Below are 22,544 nucleotides of genomic sequence, written 5' to 3' on the forward strand. Positions count from 1 at the left end.
TTAGAGTAGATGATTTTGGCATCCTTAAATATACGAAATATTTATATTAAAAGCGTATTAACTGTATTTATAATTTTATCGCCATTAGTAAGTAAAAACCTTGTAGCCGATCCTGTATTTTCTGTTTCATCTCTTAAAAAAACTTGAGAAATTTGTTTAAAATCATTGTCTAACTCTTTATAATAGTAGGCTCTCCCACTTGAGTTTGAACCCAAAAGATCTATATAATAAAGCCTGCCTGTAATAGCATCTATTCCTGCACCCAAAGGAATAGATTCAAAATCATTTGGAATATTGATAAAAAATAGGTTTTCTTCAAAGTCATTAACAGTTATAGTAATGCTACTAGAGTTAGTTTCTCCATTTTCGCCAAACACTTTTACACCTACTAAATGGTCGCCAGGCTTTGGAAAACTAACTTCTATATCAGGTGTAGTTACTGTTACTAGTTTTTGTTGTTGAGAGTCAAAATAGGAATATTCTATAGACTTAAAATTCTTAGAACAATTTGTTATTTTCACTTTTTCACCTACTTCTACATTATTTTTACTAGCATTAATACAGGCTGAAGGCGAATTATCTTCGGATTCATCACTACATGAAATTAAATTGAAAAATGATACGATAAGTAATAGGAGTGGCAATAAATTTTTCATAGCTATAATCAAATTCTAAGGTTTTTAATTAGTTTTTTTCAAAAAAGTGGAGTGAATTTTAAGAACTAAGTTCATATAAAAATCTATTTTCTATTTGGTTTTGGTCATATTTCAAATCTATTAATTATGTGCCCAATAGATCTGTACCACCAAAGATAGTTGCTCCACAATCAAATTTTCTATTTATTCAAAAGTCAAAGTAAGGTTTTGCAGTAACAAACTTTCATCTCCCATAATATCTTCTACAGCATTATAATCATGAAATTCTTTAGAGTTTTCAAAAGTTACAGGAAAAAAAGGTAAATCGTCTTCATCTTCAATTGAACTAGAAAAACCTCCCGACGAATTTTCACTTTCTACTTGACCTGCTGTAAATCGAGTAACTATTTTAGTCATATCTCCTTCACCATATACAAATCTCTCCCCATCTTCACCAATAAGAATAAGAATATTGTTTACAAATTCATATTTAGCTTTAAAAATATTACCCTCTTCTGAAATTTCAATTTCAGTTTCATTTAAAAATTTAAAAAAATCATTTTTACTGTCAATTTCAAATTCCTCCTTTTTTAATGATACTTGACTGTTTATGTAAGAATTTAAAACTTCTTCAGGTACGTCTGAAGACTCAGTTCCATTTTGGAAAAATAAAAAACTTTCATCAACTTGTTTAAAATTCAATGTAATTGGAAATCTATCGTTATTATCATCAGAATCACAAGATGATGCAATAAACATTAGGGTACTTGCAAAAAATAATTTTAATAAAATACTTTTCATATGTGTATGTTTTTTAGTGTATTCAAAACTAATTAAAAAAACAAAACTAATTTCATTTTGTTTGATGTATTGTAAATGTAACATTGTTAGAATCAAAAAAAGTTAGATTATTTAGAGTTTCTAAATTTAGCCATAGCTTCAAACAAAACAACACATTCTTTAGCATCAGGTAGTCTTAATGTATTGGTCCTTTTTTATATAACAATCGTATACAAAACGCTAGTTCCATTTAAAGAATTGGACAGCCGAAACACATCAAAATTACTAGCCTTTGCTTCTAAAAACTCAAAAAATGAAATTTTATAAAAATTCATTCATAAACTTCACAACATGATCATAAAATCTTCGTTGAAAGTGTAATTTTGTTAGTTTTGACAAAAAATAAATTTTATAAAAAATTATTTATGCCAGTTCACTACTGTCACTCTATAAGAAACTATTTTTTTAAGAACATTCTATTTTTAGTTCTTGCAATGATTCCTTTAATAACTATTAAAGCTCAGGATAAAAATTCAACTGAATTCAGCACTTCTCAATTTCAAGAGCCTGTAACCAAATATTGGATTAATACGTATGGGAATATTCGAATATCTAAAAAATTCTTTTGGGTTGCACAAACCCATTTTCGTTTTGAAGAAACTAAAGAAACTCCATTTGCTGGTCAAGTTGGTCAAATTTACAATCGTCATGCCTTAGGATATATTTATTCAAAAAAAATAAATTTTGCTTTGGGCGGTGTTTTGCGACTTAATTTTGACACTAAAAATCAAAGTGACACACGTAATACAATTCCTGAATACCGAATTTGGCATCAATACCAATTTGCAATGCCAGTTGGACATGCTATTGCTTATCATAGATTTAGAATAGAACATCGATGGAATAAAAGTTTTAAAGAAAATAGTGCGTTTATTTTTAGAAATCGCTGGCGCTACATGTTCCGTCTTAAAATACCTATCAATACCCCCAAAATTCAATCAAAATCATTTTATATAGCTCCAGAGGCTGAATTAATAATGCAAAGCGGAAAAAAAGTAGTTAATAGTCCTATGGAAGACCTTCGTTTACATACAAGTTTTGGTTATATATTTTCACCTAAACTAACTGTTGCTGCTGGTGCAATGTACAATATGGGACAGAATTTAGACAATGGGGCTATTTGGAAACAAGGGTGGACCATCCGAACACATGTGTATTTTTCACCCGATTTTAGAAAAGCTAAAAACAAATTACCTGAGATTCATTTTAGAGATTAAAAAAATCATGAAAAAATTTAATATTAACACCGCTCTTGCTTTAGTTACAGTCATTTCAATATTAGTGGCAATATATAGCTCTTATCAATTCAACTCACTAAAAAACGACACCTTATCTATTGCAAATACACCTATAAAAAAAACAGAGCTTAATGAAAATAAAGTTTTTTTAGTAGATTCTTTAGTATTATCTGGTGCCTATGAAAAAGCATTGCAATTTTCGAAACAATTTGAAAAGGATAGTCTTCATATTACAGATCGTAATTTTTTTATTAAAAGTAAAATGATTCAGAAAATTGCCACTTTAAATAAAAAAATTAAATATTATCAACAACTTAAATCACACAATACATCTCCTAAAGTTAATTTAAACACATCATCAAAGGATGTAATAAATGACAGTTTAGCAATTGCGCTTAAAGCTACAAATACTGAGTTAGAAAATTTAAAATTTCAACTTGGTAAAAATAAACCAGATGAAACTAAACTAGAATTTAAAACTTCCAAAGGGACCAGCTTATACTATGTAGGCGATGTAAAAAACCATAAAGCTAATGGATATGGCGTTGCTGTTTTAGAGTCTGGTAGCCGCTACGAAGGTTTTTGGAAAAATAATATGCGTCACGGAAAAGGTCATTTTTTTTGGAACGATGGGCAACATTACAACGGGGATTACAAAAAAGATAAAAGAAATGGTTTTGGCATTTATTATTGGGAAAACGGTGATCGATATGAAGGTGAATGGAAAGATGACAAAAGAAATGGCAAGGGCAAATTTTATAACAAGAAAGGAAAATTAAAAGCCGAAGGTGTTTGGAAAAATGATAAGCTTAGCACGAAATAAACTACTACGAACTGAAAGTCACCATCTTTTTAAACATCCACTTCTGCTCTTAGCTATTGGCCATTAGCATTTTTTTATATAAAAACTAACTACCAATAGCTCCTTATACAATTTTTAGAAGCTAAAAGCACTAAAGTGCAAACTAATTGAAAATTAAAAACACAACTTCAGCCGAAAAAAAGGTTAGTAAATCGTATAAATTACATCTTAGCCTTTTTTAATTGCTCAAACAAAGTAATACACTCTTTTGCTTCTTTAACATCGTGCGCCCTTAATATGTTAGCGCCTTTTTGTAAGGCGATCATGTGTAAAGCGGTAGTTCCGTTTAAGGCTTGATCGGCTGTAGTGTTTAGGGTTTTGTAAATCATGGATTTTCGGGAAATTCCTGCTAAAATAGGAGTGTCTAATTGCTCAAGTATCTCAAAATTATTCAATAATTCAAAGTTGTGATCAAGCGTTTTTGCAAAACCAAAACCAGGATCAACAATAACATCATGAATCCCTAATGCATGTGCTTCAGCTATTTTTTCTGAAAAATAAAAACATACTTCTTGCGTAATGTTTTTATAGCTGGCTAATGACTGCATATTTTGTGGATTGCCTTTCATGTGCATCATGATATAGGGGACATGGTATGTAGCTATCGTTTTAAGCATTTCAGTATCTAAATTACCAGCCGAGATGTCGTTAATTAAGGCAGCACCATGATCCAAACAAGCTTTGGCTACAGGGCTTCTAAACGTATCAATAGATAAGCGGATTCCAGAAAACTCTTTAGTAAGTAGTTTTACTACGGGAAGCACACGATTCATTTCTTCATTAACAGAAATATCCGTGGCGCCAGGGCGTGAGGAATACCCCCCAAGATCAATAAAGTCGGCTCCGTCCTGCAACATTTTTTCAACTTTAGTGAGTAGTGAAGCTTCATTTTTAAGGGAACCACCATCATAAAAAGAATCGGGAGTAAGGTTTACTATTCCTAATATTTTAGGGCTAGTTAAATCGATTAAATCTCCAAGGCAATTAATAGTCATGTGGCAGTTATTTTGAATACATTTAGTTCGGAAAAGGTACAAAGTTACGGGCAATTTTATAAATTGCCATTTCTTTATGGAATTGAATATTATTTATACTTTTTTATGCATAATACCTCGCAACAATACGACGCCGTTATAACTACCTGTCGCACGTTATTTTCAAATAAAATGACGGATTACGGAAGTGCATGGCGCATTTTACGACTACCCTCATTGACAGATCAAATTTTTATTAAAGCGCAGCGTATTCGTAGTTTACAAGAAAATGAAGAGCGCAAAGTAGATGAAGGACAAGAGTCAGAATTTATTGGGATAATAAATTACTGTATTATGGCGTTGATTCAAATTGACAAAGGAATTGCAACGCAACCCGATTTGAATACCGATGAAGCTGTAGGTTTATATGACAAGTATATTGCAGAAACCAAAGCCTTAATGGAAGCAAAAAATCATGATTATGGCGAGGCTTGGCGTGATATGCGCGTGAGTTCCTTAACCGATTTAATTATTCAAAAATTACTTCGCGTTAAGCAAATTGAAGATAATAAAGGAAAAACACTTGTTAGTGAAGGGATTGCAGCAAATTATCAAGATATGATAAATTATGCCGTTTTTGCAATGATTCATTTGTCATAAAAGTACCATGCTTTGAATTGAATAGGTTGGTTTTTTTAAAAATTAGTTTATAACTTGGTTCAAAGTTTAAAAAATAGTTACTAGCCCAAAGCTAGTAGCTAATAATAGCTAAAGAAAAAGATGAAAGTACTTGTTGGATTTTTTCGAATTTTTGTTGGAATATTTTTTATTATTTCAGGATTTATCAAATTGAATGACCCCTTAGGTTTTTCATATAAACTCACCGATTATTTTGCTCCTGATGTATTGAATTTAGAATTCTTAAATCCTTATGCATTGGTGTTATCTATTTTTATAGTGATTTTTGAGGTAATGGTCGGAGTACTTTTAATTATCGGCTATAAAGTGAAATTTACACTCTGGTCCTTGTTAGGGATGATTGTATTTTTTACTTTTCTAACCTTTTATTCTGCCTATTTTGATAAAGTAAAAGACTGTGGATGTTTTGGTGATGCTTTAAAAATCACCCCATGGCAGTCCTTTGGAAAGGATGTGGTACTCACAGCCTTAATTCTTTTAATTTTTGTAGGCAGGAAACATTTAACGCCTTTCTTTTCCAAATTTGCAAATACCCTAATTACGTTTGTCGCCTTTATTTTGTGCATGTGGTATGCGTATCATGTACTTATGCATTTACCAGAAGTTGATTTTAGAGCCTATAAAGAAGGAGTTAACATTAAAGAAGGCATGTCTGTACCCGTAGGCGCTCCAAAAGCAGTATTTGCTTACAATTGGGAGTTTGAAGAAAACGGAGCAAAAAAGATCATAACCACTCAAGGGGCTTACCCACAAACGAGCGGTAAATTTATAGGAGTGACCACGGAGGTCGTACAGGAAGGGTATATTCCACCAATTCATGATTTTTCTATTGAAAAAGGTGATCAGGATTTTACAGAACAGTTTTTACAAGAAGATAAATTAGTAACAATTATTTCATATAACTTATCCAAATCGGAAGCAGACGGGATGGAAAAATTAGCTGAGGTATATGCTCAAGCTACCAAGGCAGGGTATAAAGTCATTGGAATTTCGGCATCGGGTGATGATAAAATTGGTAAAATGAAGTCTACCTATGGCTTGCCTTTTGATTTTTATTTTTGTGATGAAACTGCCTTAAAAACAATAGTGAGATCCAATCCTGGAATTGTTGTTTTAAACAAAGGAACAATCAAACAAAAATTGCATTGGAATGATGCGGACCAAATGGAACTTCCTTAAGTGATTCGCTATATTTTACATAAAACAGGCTATACGATATTGACACTCTTTGGAGTGGTGTCGGTTATTTTTTTATTATTTAATGTATTGCCAGGAGATCCTGCTCAAATGATGCTAGGCCAAAATGAGAGTGAGGAACAATTAGCTGTAGTACGTAAAAAATACGGATTTGACTTGCCACTTACTGCGCAATATGGCTATTATGTAAATGATTTATCACCTATATCATTCCATAGTTTGCGTCCAGATAATTTTTGTTTTTATTCGGAAGATAAATATACAGGGATTCGATTATTCACTTTTTTTGACAATCAAGTAGTGTTAAAATATCCTTACTTGCGCGAATCATTTCAAAAAACAGGAAAAAAAGTAAGCAGTGTTATTGCCGAAACCTTACCTAATACAGCCGTTTTAGCTGTTTTTTCGATTTTAATTGCTTTAATTATTGGTGTTTTTTTAGGGATAATTTCGGCGGTAAAAAAAGGGACGTGGATTGACCAAGGGATTCAATTGGTGAGCACATTAGGGATGAGTGTTCCTTCATTTTTTAGTGCCATATTATTTGCCTGGTTATTTGGTTTTGTATTGCATAAATACACACACTTACCTATGACAGGGAGTTTGTATCAATTGGATGATTTTGGCGAAGGAATACATTTAAATTTAAAAAACTTAGTGTTACCAGCATTAGTTTTAGGAATTCGACCACTGGCAGTTGTGTCTCAATTAATGAGAAATTCGTTGTTGGAAGTGTTGTCACAGGATTACATTCGTACCGCAAAAGCCAAAGGGCTTTCGACAACAAAGGTGATCTATAAGCATGCCGTTAAAAATGCATTAAATCCAGTGGTTACGGCAATTTCGGGTTGGTTTGCATCCATGTTGGCAGGAGCTGTTTTTGTGGAGTATGTTTTTGGTTGGAATGGCATAGGAAAAGAGATTGTTGATGCGCTAAATACCTCCGATTTACCCATTGTTATGGGTGCAGTGTTAGTTATTGCCTTATTGTTTATAGGAATCAATATATTTGTAGACATAATTTATGGATGGTTAGATCCAAGAATCAAATTGATAAAATAACCTTACAGAAAATAACATGAGACAAAAAATTGTTGCAGGAAACTGGAAAATGAATAAAAACGTAGCAGAGACTAAAAGTTTAATTGCTGATTTGAAGGCGCAAACTAAAACATCTAGTGCACGTGTAATTATTACACCTTCATTTGTGAGTTTAACAACAGCTGTTGAAGCAGTTGCAGGTAGTGGTGTTGAGGTAGCTGCTCAAAATATGAGTCAGCATGATAGTGGAGCCTATACAGGTGAGATTTCGGCGGCAATGCTTAAGGATGCTGGAGTAAAAATTGTATTGCTTGGGCATAGTGAGCGTAGAGCTTATTACGGAGAAACGGATGCATTATTGGTGGAAAAAGTAAACAAAGCTTTAGCTGAAGGTATTGAGGTTATTTTTTGTTTTGGTGAAGAGTTAGAAGATCGTAAGGGCGGAAAACATTTTGATGTGGTTGCTTCTCAAGTTTCCAATGCATTATTTCATTTAAAAGCAGATGCTTTTAAAAATATCATTTTAGCTTACGAACCAGTTTGGGCTATTGGTACAGGTGAAACTGCTACAGCAGATCAAGCACAGGAAATGCATGCATTTATTCGTAAAACTTTAGCAGACAAATATAGCGCTGATTTGGCCGAAAGTGTATCAATCCTTTACGGAGGAAGTTGTAAACCAACCAATGCAGAAGAAATTTTCTCAAAAGTAGATGTTGATGGTGGACTTATTGGAGGAGCATCATTAAAGGCAGAAGACTTTTTTGGAATTATAAATGCTAGATAGTTACATTTTTCAAAATGTAACTAATTTAAAATAAAATGCAAAGCATGAGTAATTTAGCTCATGCTTTGTTCGTTATACTACTTATAAATGTTACATTAGTACTTAAGTATTTTAAGGAAAGTGGATACATTTAACTTGGATTATACATTAAAACTGTGTTAGATGTCTTTGATATATATTACTATTAGTAGTAACTCTCTGACTAAATAGAGTTTTAACTATATAATCCGCTTTAATAAAACAAATAAATAAATGTCGACCCCAATTTATAAAGGATACAATTTTACCATTTCACCCCTGCAACCAGCTACAGAAATATTAATAGCGGAGTTAGGAGCAGTTGGTTTTGAAAGTTTTGTAGAAACCGAAACAGGTGTAAATGCTTACATACAAGAAAAGGACTGGAATCCTACTATTTTAGAGGACATTTATGTATTAGGTTCCGATGAATTTAGCATAAGTTATGTGCAAGAGGAAATTGAGCAGGTGAATTGGAATGAGGAATGGGAAAAGAATTTTGAACCTATTTTGGTAGATGAAAAGTGTAGTGTTCGTGCGCCTTTTCATGAAAAAAAGGAAGTGGAGTTTGACATTGTAATTGAGCCTAAAATGTCATTTGGTACGGGGCATCATGAAACGACACATATGATGATTCAACATTTGTTGACATTAGATATTAAAGGGAAGAAAGCCTTAGATATGGGGTGCGGAACTGGAGTTTTAGCCATTTTAGCAGAAATGCGAGGCGCACAACCTATTGATGCTATAGATATTGATAATTGGTGTTATTTGAATACTTTAGAAAATGTTGAGCGAAATAATTGCACGTATATTACGACATATGAAGGAGATGTAAGTTTGTTGGAAGGGAAAAACTATGAATTGATTATAGCTAACATAAACAGGAATATTTTATTAAATGATATGTCTAGCTATGCCAAAAGTTTAACCAAAGGGGGAGATTTATTATTGAGTGGTTTTTATGAAGAAGATTTTGAAAAAATTAACACTGCCAGTGCTAGTTTCGGTTTAGTTTTTGATAAAAAGATTATACGAAATAACTGGGTTGCAGCGCATTTCAAAAAAAAATAATATAACTAAAAAATTGTGGATTATGACTTCGGATTACGATATTGAAATTTTAGAACAGGTCGTTGAAGAAACAAAAGAAAAACATTACCATCAGATTGTTTTGTTTAATGATGATGTAAATACATTTGACCATGTGATAGATACCCTTATTCGGGTGTGTGAACATGAACCTTTACAAGCGGAACAATGTGCTATGTTAGTTCATTATAAAGGGAAATGTGGTGTTAAAACAGGGGACTATAAGGATTTGGAACCTCGTTGTACTGCATTGTTGGATGCTGGTTTAAGTGCCGAAATACAGTAAGCGTACTTTTTTTGTTTTTGTTGAAAATTAAAAAGCCCCCCGCTTTTTAATTTAAAATGTATTTATAAGTAAGTATCTTCTATTTTTAACATTAATTTTTTTATCTCCTTACCGAATCAGGATTTTATATTCCCAAGGGAGAAATTTTATTGTTTCTGTTGTGTTGAAATCTTCGGTAGTATTTGTTAGATAGTTTATGTATTTTCCAGAAAAGCCAACTTTAAATGAAATAGGTTCCTTCGAAAAATTTGCCATATAAATTAATTCAGTAGCTTCTTTCTTTCTTGCGAAAGCAAAAACAGTAGCGTCTTTTGAGGTGATGATTTTTGTAAATGTGGCTTTATTTTTTCCTGTAGTTAAGGCTTTCTGTTCATTCTTAAGTTTCCCTAATTTTTTCAATAAATGCCAAGTGTTTCCTTTGGTTTTTGGTATCGTATCTTTTTCAAAAAAACGCAAGCGCTTGTTCATTCCATATTCCTGCCCACTATAAATTAATGGCATACCGGGTAAACAATAGGTTAAAGCTGTCATGGCTTCCCAAGCAGCTCCCATACGTTCTTTTACTGTGCCATTCCAGGAGTTTTCATCATGATTGGTTACAAAGTTCATAATAATAGCTTCTTTTTGAAACAAACTATCTATGGTTTTTAAATGTAAAGTGAGTTCTTTTGCATCACTTTTTTGTTGGGCTATAGCATTCATTTTGTGATGCGTATCCCAACCATAAATCATATCAAAACCATGGTTCAAAAGTTCGGCGGCGCCATCTTCGGCTAGCATAAAAATAGGCTTCACTTGCCTAAGTTCGGCAATGGTTGATTTCCAAAAATCGGCAGGGACCATACCTGCAACATCACAACGAAATCCATCAATATTTTCGTTTTTTAGCCAGTGGAGCATGGCATTCTTCATTTCCAAACGCAGTTGTTTATTAGTGTAGTTAAGGTCGGCAACATCGGTCCAATCGGTATCTAAGGTATGGGTAATAGCCCCTTGAGCATCTTTGGTGTAATATTCGGGATGTGTGCTTACCCAATGATGATCCCAACCCGTATGATTTGCTACCCAATCCAAAATAACATACATATCATTGTCATGTGCCGTTTGAATAAGTTGTTTAAAATCCTTTAGGGTACCAAATTCAGGATTGATTTTGGTATAGTCGGAAACCGCATAATAGCTTCCTAAACTTCCTTTACTTTTAGTGGTTGAAATAGGAAAAACAGGCATGAGCCAAATGATTTTAACGCCTAATTGTTTTAATTGCGGGATATCCTTTGTGAATGCTTCAAAGGTACCTTCGGGAGAATATTGTCGAATATTAGCCTCGTAAATCACTGCTGATGCAATATCGGAATTAGTAATAGGAGGCTGTTGTTTTATTAGAGTGGTATTGTTTAGCGTATTTATATTGGAAGTGGAAGTACTTTTTTGTTTGCAAGCAACGCAAAATATAAGTACAGTGATTATGAATAGACTTATTTTTTTCATGGTTCAATTATTTTTTTTCTTCTAACAGCAGGATGTCAAAAGGAGTAGTAATGGAAATCATTTTATTTAACACAGTAGTTTCAACACCCGAATACGTATCGATCAGTTTGGTCCCTTTTGGAAAGAGTGCCCCTAGTGGAATATTTTTTTCTCCTTTGGGAACATCCAGAGCTACTATTACGCGATCCTTAAAATTAGTTATGGAAAAAGTACGCTGAAAAACATAGGGCCGTTCGGCAATCATTTGATGCATTCCTGCTCCTATAGCTGGATGGTTTTTACGAAATTGCCCTAATTTTTGCCAGTGATTTAAAATTTCCTGAGTTTTTGAATCGGTTTCAATTTGTTCCCAATTCATAAATGAGCGTAGTGTAGCGTCACCAACAGTACCGGAAATATCCAGATTTCGGGCCGATTCATCTCCATAATATACTTGCGCCGTTCCGGGACAAAGCAATAATCGATTTGCCGTTTCAAAGGGCTTTTTTCTGGACTTATCAAAAGGATGTGCATCATCATGCGAGGTCATATAATTTAATAGTCCAACTCCTTTGTATTCATTATTTAGTAGGTTGGCATATTTAAAAAATAAGTTTTCGTAAGTGCTCGTGCGACTATTTTTTACATCAAAATTAATTAGGCTATTAAAGCCGTAGTTGTAATAATTCACCTTTTTGTCGCCGTAATTATAAGATACTTCCTTTGAAGCATTGTAATGGTAGACTTCACCAACTAAATAAAAGGGGGTGTTATCCAACACCTTGTCTGGATGATTTGTTTTCCAGGTATCAAAAGCGGTTTGGCAAACGGCTTTAAATTCTTTCCAAACATAAGGTTCGGTATGCTTTACGGTGTCACACCGATAGCCATCAATTCCAAAATCTGTAATATAGTCAGATAACCATTTCATAATGTAAAAGCGAGGAGCTCTAGGATAACCTGTTTTTTTAAAAAAAGTATCTAATTCTGCTGTTTCTTGTTCAAAACGGCCTTCTTTTTTCCATTTTTGAGCTAAAAATAAGGGGATTTCGACATTGTGATTTATTTCAGTTTTTATATCAGGCAGGTTGGTTACTAAAGCACAATTCACATTGGTATCATAATCTTTAAACTGACATGTAGGGGTTTCCCGTACCCATTCGGTAGGCCAAACTGCATCTTTTTTTGTTACGGGACCGGTATGATTTATTACGGCATCCAATACTATTCGAATCCCATTTTTATGGGCAGTTTCAACTAAAATTTTCAAATCCTCTTTTGTTCCAAAATTAGGATCCAAAGCAGTCCAATCCTTAGTCCAATACCCATGAAATCCATAAGTTAACCCGGTACCTTCATCCACACCACCATGAATTTGCTCTACAATAGGAGTCATCCAAATGGCATTGATTCCTAATTTTGTAAAATAGCCTTCATTTATTTTTTGAGTAATTCCTTTTAAATCACCTCCTTTAAAACCACGTAAAACGGCCGTTTCTTTTGTGCGATCAAAGTTGATATCATTTGTTTTATCCCCATTATTAAAACGATCAGTCAACAAAAAGTACAAGTTTGCAGCTCCCCAAATAAAAGGAGTCTCGGTTTTTGGAGTAGCCACTTTGGTATTTTTAGCACAGCTAAAGCATAGTAAAGTGCAGAGTATGTATGTGGTGAATGATTTCATAGGGATTAAAATTTAATAGTAAGCCTTTTTTGAGTTTCGTTTTTTTGTATGGAAAAATTGATAGTGAGTACTTGTGTTTCCTTGGTGTAGTTCATAGGAAGTTTTTTGTTGCCTAAGCGCACTTTTTTTGGGTTATTTACTAAGTTATGAACTATAAGTTCCACTTGCTTTGTAGTTGATTTAAAATGTACTCCAGTGGTATTCGAAATGTTAATTTTTAAGTTTTTAACCGAATTACGAGATCTAAATTCAAGTAACTCATAGGCTCCCTTTTCATAAGCTTCAGGTGTTTTTCCGTCATCATAATATAAATGACCCGAGCTTTCTTGGGTATTGCTATCATAATAATAGTGTAATTTTAAATGCGTATTAGTATAAGCCTCCGTAGTTTGTATTATTGGACTCATGGGTATAAAAGCACCTCCACGAACAAAAATAGGAATAGCTTCCAAAGTTGTTTTTACCTGTTGACTACTCCCTCCTTTATAATTATCAGTGCCATAAAAGTTGTACCAATGGGTTCCTTTTGGGAAATAAATTTCTTTTTCGGTCAGGCCAGAAGTTAAAATGGGGGCTACTAAAAGATCATTTCCCCATAAATAAGCATCAGAATATTCAAGTAACGTAGCCTTGTTTTGTTCCTTGATAGTATCTTCCAAAATAAGTGGACGCATTAAAGGCATTCCTGTTTGATTATTTTCAAAAGCCAAGGTGTAATTATAAGGCAATAATTGATAGCGTAATTCAATGGCTTTTTTTGCTAAAGTTTTTGTTTTTTGGTCATGAAAAACAGGTTCGGGTGCAATATGTTCTTGTGCATGAGGTCTAAAAATAGGCTGAAATACGCCATATTGTAACCAACGTATATACAATTCTGGATCAAAAGTTTCGCCCCCTGCAAAGCCGCCTAAATCCGAATGCATATAGCCCAAACCTTGCATGCCCATTTGTAATGCAATTTTGGGTTGTGCTTGTAAGCCTCCCCAGCTTCGGTTGACATCTCCCGACCAAGGTATCATGCCATAACGTTGTGTGCCGGAATAGCCAGCTCGCATTAAAATAAAAGAACGCTGATTTGAAAATTCTTTCTGATAGCTATTGTAGAGTAATTTTGCCCATTGGTGACCATAAATATTATGTACCTCATCGGCCTTACCAGTTACATGATATAAGTCGGAAGGATGTACTTCGGGCTCTCCCAAATCACCCCACCAACCAGCTACACCCATTTGGATGTATTTTTTATACGTATCCCAAAACCAAGATTGTGCTTTGGGCTTAAAAATGTCAATTAATCCGGTGTTTCCAAAATAAAAATCGAAGCTATAGGCTTTGTTTAAGCTATCGGTAGCTAGTATTTTTTTGGTAACAGCTTCCTTCCATTTTTTTGAAGTACTTAAAATAAAGGGCTCTGTAATTAATACGGTTTTTATATACTGAGATTTTAAATCGGCAATCATTTTTTTTGGTGTTGGGAAAGAGTCTTTTAAAAATGCTAAATTTCCCATGGTGCCTTTCATTTCTTTTCCAAACCAATAAATATCTAATATCACTGCATCCAAAGGAATGCTATCCTTTTTAAATTTTTGCACTACCGATTCAACTTCTTGCTGCGAATGATAGCCAAAACGACTGGCAAAATTACCAAATGCCCATCTTGGCGGTAGCGGTTGCCTTCCAGTAATTGAGGTGTACTCATATAAAAGCTGTTTCCAACTAGTTCCAGCAATTACTTGGTAGGTCTTTCGTCCCCCTATAGTTTCATAGGTGAGTGTGTTGTTTTGTTTGCTATCCAAATCTAAAAAACCAATAGAAGGATTATCAAAATGAAGCATATATTTTTCCGATGATATCACTAATGGTATGGAGTAATTCATTAGTTCGGAATGAGTTTCGTAACCGTAATGTGCTTTGTTGTATAGCTCTAATCGATAGCCTCTGCGATTCATAGGTAAGGCACGTGAGCCACCTCCATACAATACTTCATTTGGTTTTAAGTTGAAGTTGATATGTTCCAAACTATCTGTTTTTGAATAGCCTTCCTTTTCTGAAATTAAGCGTTTGTTTTTGTAGTAATACTGGAGTTGAAAAGGTTTTTTAGTAATTAAAAGACGGATTCCCTTAGTGGAAAATGAGATGGTATTTTCGGTTTCCTTAAAAGTTGTTTTCACAAGCACTTTAGGAGGTATCACCGTGTGCGAAGTCGGATTCCAAACTTCTCCAGCAGGGATAAAATTAGTTTCAATAATTTGTTCGGACAAGGCTTTTATTTGGTAAACACCATCCGTTGTATACACTTTGAGTATTTCGTTATTCAACTCACTTTTTGTGTAGCTCTTTTGGCTTTGCGCCGAAAGTAGGTAGCTAAAAAGAAGAAGGATGAGATGAATGGTTTTCATTGGTTATTAAAGTTGTATTTGTTCGAGTGTTTTACGTAGCGATAGCCAAGTAAAAGGTATCTAGAACTGTTTGTTTACGAGTTTTTTTTGCAGTACTAATAAAGTAACCTATCTATAAAAAAAATGCACTAAAATTCACTTCAAAAAACCCATGAGACTCCTTTGTAAGGGAAGAAACCCCATGGGAATAACTAAACTAACTAAACTAAGTCAAACTATGATGACTTATGGGAGTAGTGGAGGAAACTAAAACTTCGCGATTGTTTACAAAAAGTTTTAATTCTTTGTTTCCTTCTATTGAAAAAGTAACATTTTCATGCGAAACCGTTACTTTTAGTAGCTGATTTCTAAAATTAATTTTAAAGGAATAGCGTTTCCATTGTTTGGGGATTTTGGGTTCAAAATACAAGGCGCCATTTTTAACACGCATGCCTCCAAAACCTTCTACAATACTCATCCATGTACCTGCCATGCTGGTAATATGGCAGCCCTCTTCCACCTCTTTGTTGTAATCATCTAAATCCAAGCGTGAGGTTTGTAAGTAAAATTCATAGGCTTGATCCATACGGTTTAATTTAGAAGCAATAATACTATGCACACAAGGCGATAAGGAGGATTCATGAACGGTTAAAGGTTCGTAAAAATCAAAATGCTTTTCTAATTCTTGTTGACTATAATGATCTTCGAACAAGTACATGCCTTGCAATACATCGGCTTGTTTGATATACGGAGATCGTAAAATACGATCCCAACTCCATTTTTGGTTTATGGGTCTCTCGGTAGTAGTAAGCTTGTCTACAGTAATTAATTCTTTATCTAAAAAACCATCCTGTTGTAAATAAACCTCATGTAATTCAGAATAGGGGAAGTACATTTTTTGAGCTACTTCATTCCATTGATTTAATTCTTCGTAACTTAAATGGGTTGCTGCCCAAATACGTGAAAATTGATCGGGGTACGAAGTTTTAATTTTATGAATATTTTCCAAACAATATTCAATACACCATTTGGCTAAATAATTAGTGTAATAGTTATTATTAATATTATTTTCATATTCATTTGGTCCTGTAACTCCAAGGATTACATACTTGTTTTTTGCTGTAGAAAAGTTGGCGCGTTGTTGCCAAAAACGGGCAATTCCGATCATAACTTCTAAGCCTTTTTCTGGAATATAACTAAAGTCTCCCGTGTAACGTACATAATTATAAATAGCAAAAACCATAGCGCCATTTCGGTGAATTTCTTCAAAAGTAATTTCCCATTCGTTGTGGCATTCTTCTCCATTCATGGTTACCATTGGATACAATGCAGCACCATTTTTAAAACCTAATTTTGTGGCATTTTCAATAGCTTTTTCTAGATGATTATAGCGGTAGGTAAGCAAATTTCGAGCTACTTCTTGGTCTTTGGTTGCCATGTAAAAAGGCAGACAATAGGCCTCGGTGTCCCAATAAGTACTCCCGCCATATTTTTCGCCAGTAAAGCCTTTTGGACCAATATTTAAGCGCGAATCCGTGCCTAAATAGGTTTGATTTAACTGAAAAATATTAAAACGAATTCCTTGTTGGGCTTTAATATCCCCATCAATGGTAATATCGGCCATGTCCCAAATTTTAGCCCAAGCCTGTTTTTGAGTTTCAAGTAATTTATGAAAACCAATGCTGCCGGCTTTTTCCAATAGTTGACAACTATAGGCTTCTAGTTCCTTTTTTTCATGATTCGACGAAACCGCGTAACCAGCAAATTTATCAATACTAAAAGGAGTTCCTTTTTCAACTTCTGCCGTGTATTTTAACCCAATGTAGGTGTCTTTTTGAATCACTTTGGGGAGTATGGAAACCGTTTTGGTATTTAAGCTACATTGATTACGCATACCTGTACAAACATGAAAATCTGTTTTTAATGTACGCGCGGTTATAGCAGCGGCATCTCCCATGTGCTTTACATTTAATGTTTCCCAAAATTGATCGTCCCAATTGGTATCCTCATTGGTAATTCCACTGTCGATGTATGGAGTTAATGAAATTAGGGCATCTTCACTTAAGGGCGTAATTTGGTAACGAATAACACCAACTTCGTCCATTGTTAAGCTTAAAAAGCGTGTAGCTATTACTTTTACAATGGTATGGTTTTGTAATGTTGCTGTAAATGAGCGTTGGTACCATCCTTCGCGCATGTTTAATTCTCTTTTAAAATCGGATATGGCAATACATTTATTCAAATCCAATAGCACGCCATTAACTTCAACATGAATTCCAATCCAGTTGGGAGCGTTTAATACTTTTGCAAAATATTCTGGATAGCCATTTTTCCACCAACCTACACGAGTTTTATCGGGATAATAAACGCCAGCTACATAACTTCCTTGGAAGGTGTCGCCCGAATAATCCTCTTCAAAATTGGCACGTTGTCCCATAGCACCATTTCCAATGCTAAACAGACTTTCCGATGATTTGACACGGTCTTTATTAAAGCCTTCTTCAATAATAGACCATTTATTTGGTTGTATATAGTCCTGATTCATAATCAGTCATTTTTTTGATTTATCTCTTATGTTATTGTATATACATATAGAGGGTTACTTAAAATGTGGTTCTCGTATTAAATTCCTTTAAGGAATGTTATGTTAACCAATACATTTTCTTTAATTACACAGGTATTATAGCTGTGCTATAAATTCAGTGCTTATTTCTGTAAAGTTTTTAAACACGTAGTCTGCTTTTCTCAATGTGAATTCATCGCCTATGCCTATAGCTGTCATTCCAGCATTTTTAGCAGCCTCAATTCCTGCAACAGCATCTTCAAAAACAACACATTGTTCTGGTTTTTTGTTAAGGAGTTGAGCGCCCAATAAAAATACTTCGGGGTCTGGTTTTGCTTTGCTTACATGTGTGCCATCGACTAAGGCATCAAAATCTTGGCGTAAGCCAACACGGGTTAATATTTCATTGGCATTTTTACTAGCCGAGCCCAATGCAATGGGATGCTCATTGGTTTTTAAAAAATCCAATACTTTAGGGACATCGGGTAAAATTTCGGCATTGGTCATTTTACGGATGTAGGTTAAGTAATCTTCATTTTTTGCAGCCATCCAATACTCTTTTTGATCTTGAGAAGCTACGATGTTTCCGATACTGAGTAAAATATCCAAAGATCGCTTTCGGGACACGCCTTTTAAAAGTTCATTATGTTTTAAAGTGAATTTAAAACCTAATTGATCGGCGAGTACTTTCCAAGCTTTGTAATGGTATTTTGCTGTATCCACAATGACTCCGTCCAAGTCGAAGATGAATCCTTTTTTGGTCATGTTTACTATTTTTTAGATTCGTACATCATCGGTATCATTCACGCGGGCAACTAATGCAGCTGCTGCTAAAAATGACACCCCACTTATGACCAAGGCGTAAATAGGATTACCCCCATACACGTATTTAACTAAAGGACCACCAATAATTCCATTTACAATTTGAGGAAGTACAATAAATAGATTGAAAATACCCATGTAAACTCCCATTTTACGGGCAGGAATAGCTCCGGCTAAAATGGCATAAGGCATTGACAAAATACTAGCCCAAGCAATACCTACTGCTGTCATTGAACCTAATAACCAATACTGATTAGGAGCAATGTAAATAGAAAGTAAGCCTAATCCACCAATAATTAATGAAGTAGTATGCGTGGCTTTACGTCCTATTTTTTTAGCAATTGCAGGTAAAAAGAAAGCGAAAACAGCAGAAACCGCATTGTAAACACCAAAAATAATTCCGATCCAATCGGCGGCATTTTGATAGGTGCTACTTTGTGTGTCTGTTAAGGGTAATTTATAAATATGGTGAGCAATAGCGGGAGTAGTAAATACCCACATGCCGAATAACCCGAACCATGAAAAAAATTGGACCCAACTTAACTGCCGCATTGTTTGTGGCATTTTTTTGAAGTCAGAAAATATGGATAATAATGAAGCCTCTTCGGTTTCACTAGCTAATTCTCCATTTGCTGCTTCAAATTGTTTCAGCTCTTCTGGACTGTACTCTTTAGTTGTAAAAACAGTAATTAGTATACTTGTGATCAACACAATGGCTCCAACAATAAAGGAGATTAATAAATGTGTTGGGACTTGTCCTTGGGTTGTCGTATTTGAAATACCAAACCAATTAGTAAGTGCATAGGGTAACCATGACCCTATTACGGCACCTATACCAATTAGAACAGTTTGAATACTAAAACCTTGTGTACGTTGTTCCGAGGGTAAATTATCCGCAACTAAGGCGCGGAAAGGTTCCATGGCTATATTAAATGACGCATCCATAATCATAAGCATTCCAGCCCCTACCCATAATGCAGGTAATATGGCTATAAATAAATGGGCCTGTGGTAAAAATAGTAAGCCTATTGAAGCTAAAATAGCACCCGTTAAAAAGAAAGGTCTACGGCGACCTAATTTAGTCCAAGTACGATCACTATAGTGACCAATAAGTGGCTGTACTATAAAGCCAGTAATAGGAGCTATTAACCAAAACCAAGATAAATGATGTATGTCTGCACCAAAAATCTGAAGTATACGACTTGCATTTGCATTTTGTAAAGCAAATCCCATTTGAATGCCCAGAAAACCGAAACTCATGTTCCATATTTCCCAGAAACCTAATTTACGCTTGTTCATTAAGTAAAATTTATCCACAAAGTGGCGTTTCATTTTTTGAGGTGTTCCTCAAAATTTAAAACCTTATTCAACGAATTCCTCATGGACTTTCCTTGAGGGTTGATATTACTGTATGATAAGCGAATACTATTACTAAATAATATCAACTTTAAATGGTATTGATATAATGTAGTTGAGTAAACGTATCAAAACTTATTTTTAAAAGTAGAAAGTGAAAAATATAAGTCTTGATTTCTATTTGTAAAGGTAATTAATATTTTGAGTTGTGCAAATTAAATTTTGCTCTTATCCCTTATAAATAAAGGCTTTGACTGGTTTTGTCAAAGCCTTTATTACACGCGAAATTCATATTTCAAGCGATTGAGAAGTAAGTATTCTCATTTTTTAAACACTTAGTTTTTTAAGGCTTTTCCTGTTAAAAAAATTTTATTATTTAGTAGAATTCTATAAAAATATAGCCCTTTTGGACTTAAATTTTCAGGGGTTTTAAGTTGAATAGAACTATTTCCTTCTAAGATTTGAACAGTTTTACTCGTTACTAATTGTCCTATAGAATTTACCAATTGAATAGTAGCTGTTCCTGCTGTTGAACTATTAAAATTAATAGTTAATTCTGATGTAAATGGATTCGGATAGGCGGTAGCTCCAATAGTAGTAATATCGATTATTTTTTGTCCATTGGTTGGGAAATCACTCGGAGGATCAGCCCTAAAGTCATTGTTGTAATAATAAGGTTTATCACTACAGACGTTTAAATCTGGAGTTTTATTACGTCCATTATTATTAAAAATAATATTAGAGCAGTTTGCATTAATTTCTGCTTTATACCAATCATTACCTATGGGAGTTAATGGAGTGCCAGGCCAATCGCCAGCAGTGGCTTGTTGATTTTCCCAAGTGTACACTGTTTTAAAGTTTTTAACAAATACAGTAAATGATGCTGTATTTTGTCCAGGAAAATCACTTGGTGGATTAGCATTAAAGGTATTGTTATAATAGTAAGGTTTGTCACTACATACATTTAAATCTGGGGTTTTATTACGGCCGTTATTATTAAAAATAATGTTAGTACAGTTGCTGTTAATTTCAATTTGATACCAGTCATTCCCAATAGCCGTCATTGATGTACCAGGCCATCTGCCCAAAGTAGGTTGTTGATTAGCCCATGTGTAGGCAGTTTTAAAGTTTTTTACAAAAACCGTAAAATTACCAGGGGTATTATCATTATCGTCAGGAGTGTCATCTGGGGTTTCAGAACTACCTCCTTTAGACCAAACAGCATAACTTTTACCTGAAGTACGTAAGTTCCATCCACTTCCATTAGGAGTCCAGCTTCCCGAACCTAATTTCATGGCAAGCGTACCATTGCGACCATCAATGTATGCTGCGTATAAATCATTACGGGCTTCGTCAATATTCATGGTACTTCCTGCAAATATTTTTACATCTTTTCGAACGGCAATTAAATCCCTGATTGCTTTTCTAAGGTTTCGATTTCCGTCAAAATAGTGTGTCCAAAACACCATTGGATTTCCAGGGTGTGTAAGTATGTAGGCATAACCTTTACGCAAATTAACTTCTCCCCCAGGAAAAACATATCCAGATCCACAGCATTGTTGTGCAGCACCAGTATCGTGATTATCTAGAAAAGTAACTGATTTTGATGGATTAATACCAATCATACCAGAGGCGTTGCCCGAAAAGTCTCTTAAATAAGAAAGGTTGTTATCTCTAAGGGCATTTTGTAAGCTTACTTTGGTGTTAAAATCAAAAGCGGATGAGGACTGTTGCGTAAAGTTTACCCAATTATTAGTCTGTACACGGCTACTTTCTAATAGTTCGCCCACAGCGATATAAGGTTGAGTAGCATCGTTGTATTCTTTATTAAAAACAGGATCATAGCCATGTACAAAATCGTAACGCCAACCATCATAGCCTACATCATTTTTTAAAAAACGCATCCACTTAATAATTTCTTGGCGTACTTCGGGATTAAAATGATCTAAATCACGAGCAGGGCCATAAGTACCATTAGAACCATCAGCTTTTAAAGCATTTCCTGGAAAATAATCTCCATTGATACTAAATTCAACTGGGAAATTTACAAAGTCACGCCCTTCGTCATCTGCAGTAATAAAATAGGTAGGCCAAGTAGGGTTTTTAAAATCGACAGCATTGGTGGATCCTACACGATGATTAATTACAATATCACCAATAACTTTGATATTCTTTTGGTGGAGGTTGTTTATTAAGCCGCGGAGTTGTTCTTCGGTTCCATAAGCACTATTTAAGTTATATAATTCTCGAGGTAAATAGCCTTGAGGAGCCGCAGAATCACTGCATGGCGGAAGCCAAACGGCATCAAAACCTGCATCGCTAATGCGTTGACTATTTTGTTGTATTACATTAAACCAAGTTTGACCTTCGGGTTGTCGATGTACATTCCAATCAAAAGCTTGTAATAATATGGCCTCACTTTGAGCTGTAATTCCCCAATAACTTAAAAAGACTAAGAGAAAGGATTGAAATTTTTTTAGGGTGCTTTTTTCCCAAGTGCAAGGAAAAGCAATGTTGTTGAATTGCATAATAATTAATTTAAAGAGTTAATAATGCGTTAGTTGTGATAACTACGAATTTATAATGAATATTCTTTAAATAA

Annotated in this window: 18 protein-coding genes; 8 read left to right on the forward strand and 10 right to left on the reverse strand. The window is 34.3% G+C overall.

The window, feature by feature from the left end:
* Positions 1-41: 41 nt before the first annotated feature.
* Together KQA_RS0212295 and KQA_RS0212300 are read right to left on the reverse strand one after the other, a co-directional pair.
* Positions 42-656 carry a PKD domain-containing protein gene (locus KQA_RS0212295; protein WP_010181566.1) on the reverse strand — a complete coding sequence of 205 codons (615 nt, stop codon included), beginning with the start codon at positions 654-656 and terminating at the stop codon, positions 42-44.
* Between the two features lie 183 nt (positions 657-839).
* Positions 840-1,436, reverse strand: coding sequence for a hypothetical protein (locus KQA_RS0212300; RefSeq protein WP_157366689.1), 597 nt, complete (start codon positions 1,434-1,436; stop codon positions 840-842).
* Between the two features lie 404 nt (positions 1,437-1,840).
* On the opposite strand from KQA_RS0212300, the gene KQA_RS0212305 reads away from it, so the two are divergent.
* Both KQA_RS0212305 and KQA_RS0212310 read left to right on the forward strand, forming a co-directional pair.
* Complete coding sequence (locus KQA_RS0212305) at positions 1,841-2,692, forward strand: DUF2490 domain-containing protein (protein ID WP_157366690.1); 852 nt, start codon at positions 1,841-1,843, stop codon at positions 2,690-2,692.
* Between the two features lie 7 nt (positions 2,693-2,699).
* Positions 2,700-3,536, forward strand: a complete 837-nt coding sequence (locus tag KQA_RS0212310; protein ID WP_010181572.1) for an MORN repeat-containing protein — start codon at positions 2,700-2,702, stop codon at positions 3,534-3,536.
* A gap of 200 nt (positions 3,537-3,736) precedes the next feature.
* On the opposite strand, the gene folP is transcribed toward KQA_RS0212310, so the two are convergent.
* Entirely contained in the window at positions 3,737-4,570 is an 834-nt protein-coding gene (gene folP, locus KQA_RS0212315; protein ID WP_010181573.1) for a dihydropteroate synthase, read from the reverse strand.
* A 105-nt stretch (positions 4,571-4,675) separates the two neighbouring features.
* Here folP and KQA_RS0212320 point away from each other — a divergent pair, with 105 nt between their 5' ends.
* The 6 genes from KQA_RS0212320 (at position 4,676) to KQA_RS0212345 (ending at position 9,669) form a co-directional block, all read left to right on the forward strand.
* Positions 4,676-5,209, forward strand: coding sequence for a DUF1599 domain-containing protein (locus tag KQA_RS0212320; RefSeq protein ID WP_010181575.1), 534 nt, complete (start codon positions 4,676-4,678; stop codon positions 5,207-5,209).
* Positions 5,210-5,329: 120 nt separating this feature from the next.
* Positions 5,330-6,427 (forward strand): BT_3928 family protein, encoded by a 1,098-nt coding sequence (locus tag KQA_RS0212325; protein WP_010181577.1) that lies wholly within the window; start codon positions 5,330-5,332, stop codon positions 6,425-6,427.
* Positions 6,428-7,507, forward strand: a complete 1,080-nt coding sequence (locus KQA_RS0212330) for an ABC transporter permease (protein WP_010181579.1) — start codon at positions 6,428-6,430, stop codon at positions 7,505-7,507.
* Positions 7,508-7,523: 16 nt separating this feature from the next.
* A complete protein-coding gene (gene tpiA / locus KQA_RS0212335; protein ID WP_010181581.1) occupies positions 7,524-8,273 on the forward strand; it encodes a triose-phosphate isomerase in 750 nt (249 codons plus the stop codon).
* A gap of 252 nt (positions 8,274-8,525) precedes the next feature.
* Positions 8,526-9,365, forward strand: a complete 840-nt coding sequence (gene prmA, locus KQA_RS0212340) for a 50S ribosomal protein L11 methyltransferase (protein ID WP_010181583.1) — start codon at positions 8,526-8,528, stop codon at positions 9,363-9,365.
* A gap of 22 nt (positions 9,366-9,387) precedes the next feature.
* Positions 9,388-9,669: an ATP-dependent Clp protease adaptor ClpS gene (locus KQA_RS0212345; protein ID WP_029209583.1), complete on the forward strand. Its 282-nt coding sequence runs from the start codon at positions 9,388-9,390 to the stop codon at positions 9,667-9,669.
* Between the two features lie 108 nt (positions 9,670-9,777).
* On the opposite strand, the gene KQA_RS0212350 is transcribed toward KQA_RS0212345, so the two are convergent.
* From KQA_RS0212350 to KQA_RS19640, 7 genes are all read right to left on the reverse strand, one after another.
* A complete protein-coding gene (locus KQA_RS0212350) occupies positions 9,778-11,160 on the reverse strand; it encodes an alpha-amylase family glycosyl hydrolase (protein ID WP_010181587.1) in 1,383 nt (460 codons plus the stop codon).
* Positions 11,161-11,167: 7 nt separating this feature from the next.
* The gene (locus KQA_RS0212355) at positions 11,168-12,823 is read right to left on the reverse strand and encodes an alpha-amylase family glycosyl hydrolase (RefSeq protein ID WP_029209584.1); all 1,656 of its coding nucleotides are present in this window, start codon (positions 12,821-12,823) and stop codon (positions 11,168-11,170) included.
* Between the two features lie 5 nt (positions 12,824-12,828).
* Positions 12,829-15,222: a glycoside hydrolase family 31 protein gene (locus tag KQA_RS0212360; RefSeq protein WP_010181591.1), complete on the reverse strand. Its 2,394-nt coding sequence runs from the start codon at positions 15,220-15,222 to the stop codon at positions 12,829-12,831.
* 205 nt (positions 15,223-15,427) lie between these two features.
* Positions 15,428-17,746 carry a glycoside hydrolase family 65 protein gene (locus tag KQA_RS0212365; RefSeq protein WP_010181592.1) on the reverse strand — a complete coding sequence of 773 codons (2,319 nt, stop codon included), beginning with the start codon at positions 17,744-17,746 and terminating at the stop codon, positions 15,428-15,430.
* Positions 17,747-17,881: 135 nt separating this feature from the next.
* The gene (gene pgmB, locus KQA_RS0212370; protein ID WP_010181594.1) at positions 17,882-18,529 is read right to left on the reverse strand and encodes a beta-phosphoglucomutase; all 648 of its coding nucleotides are present in this window, start codon (positions 18,527-18,529) and stop codon (positions 17,882-17,884) included.
* A gap of 12 nt (positions 18,530-18,541) precedes the next feature.
* Complete coding sequence (locus KQA_RS0212375) at positions 18,542-19,885, reverse strand: MFS transporter (RefSeq protein ID WP_029209585.1); 1,344 nt, start codon at positions 19,883-19,885, stop codon at positions 18,542-18,544.
* 392 nt (positions 19,886-20,277) lie between these two features.
* Positions 20,278-22,470, reverse strand: a complete 2,193-nt coding sequence (locus KQA_RS19640) for an alpha-amylase family glycosyl hydrolase (RefSeq protein ID WP_010181598.1) — start codon at positions 22,468-22,470, stop codon at positions 20,278-20,280.
* Positions 22,471-22,544: the final 74 nt, after the last annotated feature.

This window comes from Aquimarina agarilytica ZC1, from assembly GCF_000255455.1.
Lineage (GTDB): Bacteria > Bacteroidota > Bacteroidia > Flavobacteriales > Flavobacteriaceae > Aquimarina > Aquimarina agarilytica.

Coding starts and splice junctions, on each gene's coding strand:
- KQA_RS0212365 (WP_010181592.1), bottom strand. CDS start 17,746: ATGAATCAGGACTATATACAACCAAATAAATGGTCTATTATTGAAGAA.
- KQA_RS0212355 (WP_029209584.1), bottom strand. CDS start 12,823: ATGAAATCATTCACCACATACATACTCTGCACTTTACTATGCTTTAGC.
- KQA_RS0212295 (WP_010181566.1), bottom strand. CDS start 656: ATGAAAAATTTATTGCCACTCCTATTACTTATCGTATCATTTTTCAAT.
- KQA_RS0212360 (WP_010181591.1), bottom strand. CDS start 15,222: ATGAAAACCATTCATCTCATCCTTCTTCTTTTTAGCTACCTACTTTCG.
- KQA_RS0212320 (WP_010181575.1), top strand. CDS start 4,676: ATGCATAATACCTCGCAACAATACGACGCCGTTATAACTACCTGTCGC.
- KQA_RS0212375 (WP_029209585.1), bottom strand. CDS start 19,885: ATGAACAAGCGTAAATTAGGTTTCTGGGAAATATGGAACATGAGTTTC.
- KQA_RS0212300 (WP_157366689.1), bottom strand. CDS start 1,436: ATGAAAAGTATTTTATTAAAATTATTTTTTGCAAGTACCCTAATGTTT.
- KQA_RS0212345 (WP_029209583.1), top strand. CDS start 9,388: ATGACTTCGGATTACGATATTGAAATTTTAGAACAGGTCGTTGAAGAA.
- pgmB (WP_010181594.1), bottom strand. CDS start 18,529: ATGACCAAAAAAGGATTCATCTTCGACTTGGACGGAGTCATTGTGGAT.
- KQA_RS0212325 (WP_010181577.1), top strand. CDS start 5,330: ATGAAAGTACTTGTTGGATTTTTTCGAATTTTTGTTGGAATATTTTTT.
- prmA (WP_010181583.1), top strand. CDS start 8,526: ATGTCGACCCCAATTTATAAAGGATACAATTTTACCATTTCACCCCTG.
- folP (WP_010181573.1), bottom strand. CDS start 4,570: ATGACTATTAATTGCCTTGGAGATTTAATCGATTTAACTAGCCCTAAA.
- KQA_RS0212310 (WP_010181572.1), top strand. CDS start 2,700: ATGAAAAAATTTAATATTAACACCGCTCTTGCTTTAGTTACAGTCATT.
- KQA_RS0212305 (WP_157366690.1), top strand. CDS start 1,841: ATGCCAGTTCACTACTGTCACTCTATAAGAAACTATTTTTTTAAGAAC.
- tpiA (WP_010181581.1), top strand. CDS start 7,524: ATGAGACAAAAAATTGTTGCAGGAAACTGGAAAATGAATAAAAACGTA.
- KQA_RS0212350 (WP_010181587.1), bottom strand. CDS start 11,160: ATGAAAAAAATAAGTCTATTCATAATCACTGTACTTATATTTTGCGTT.
- KQA_RS19640 (WP_010181598.1), bottom strand. CDS start 22,470: ATGCAATTCAACAACATTGCTTTTCCTTGCACTTGGGAAAAAAGCACC.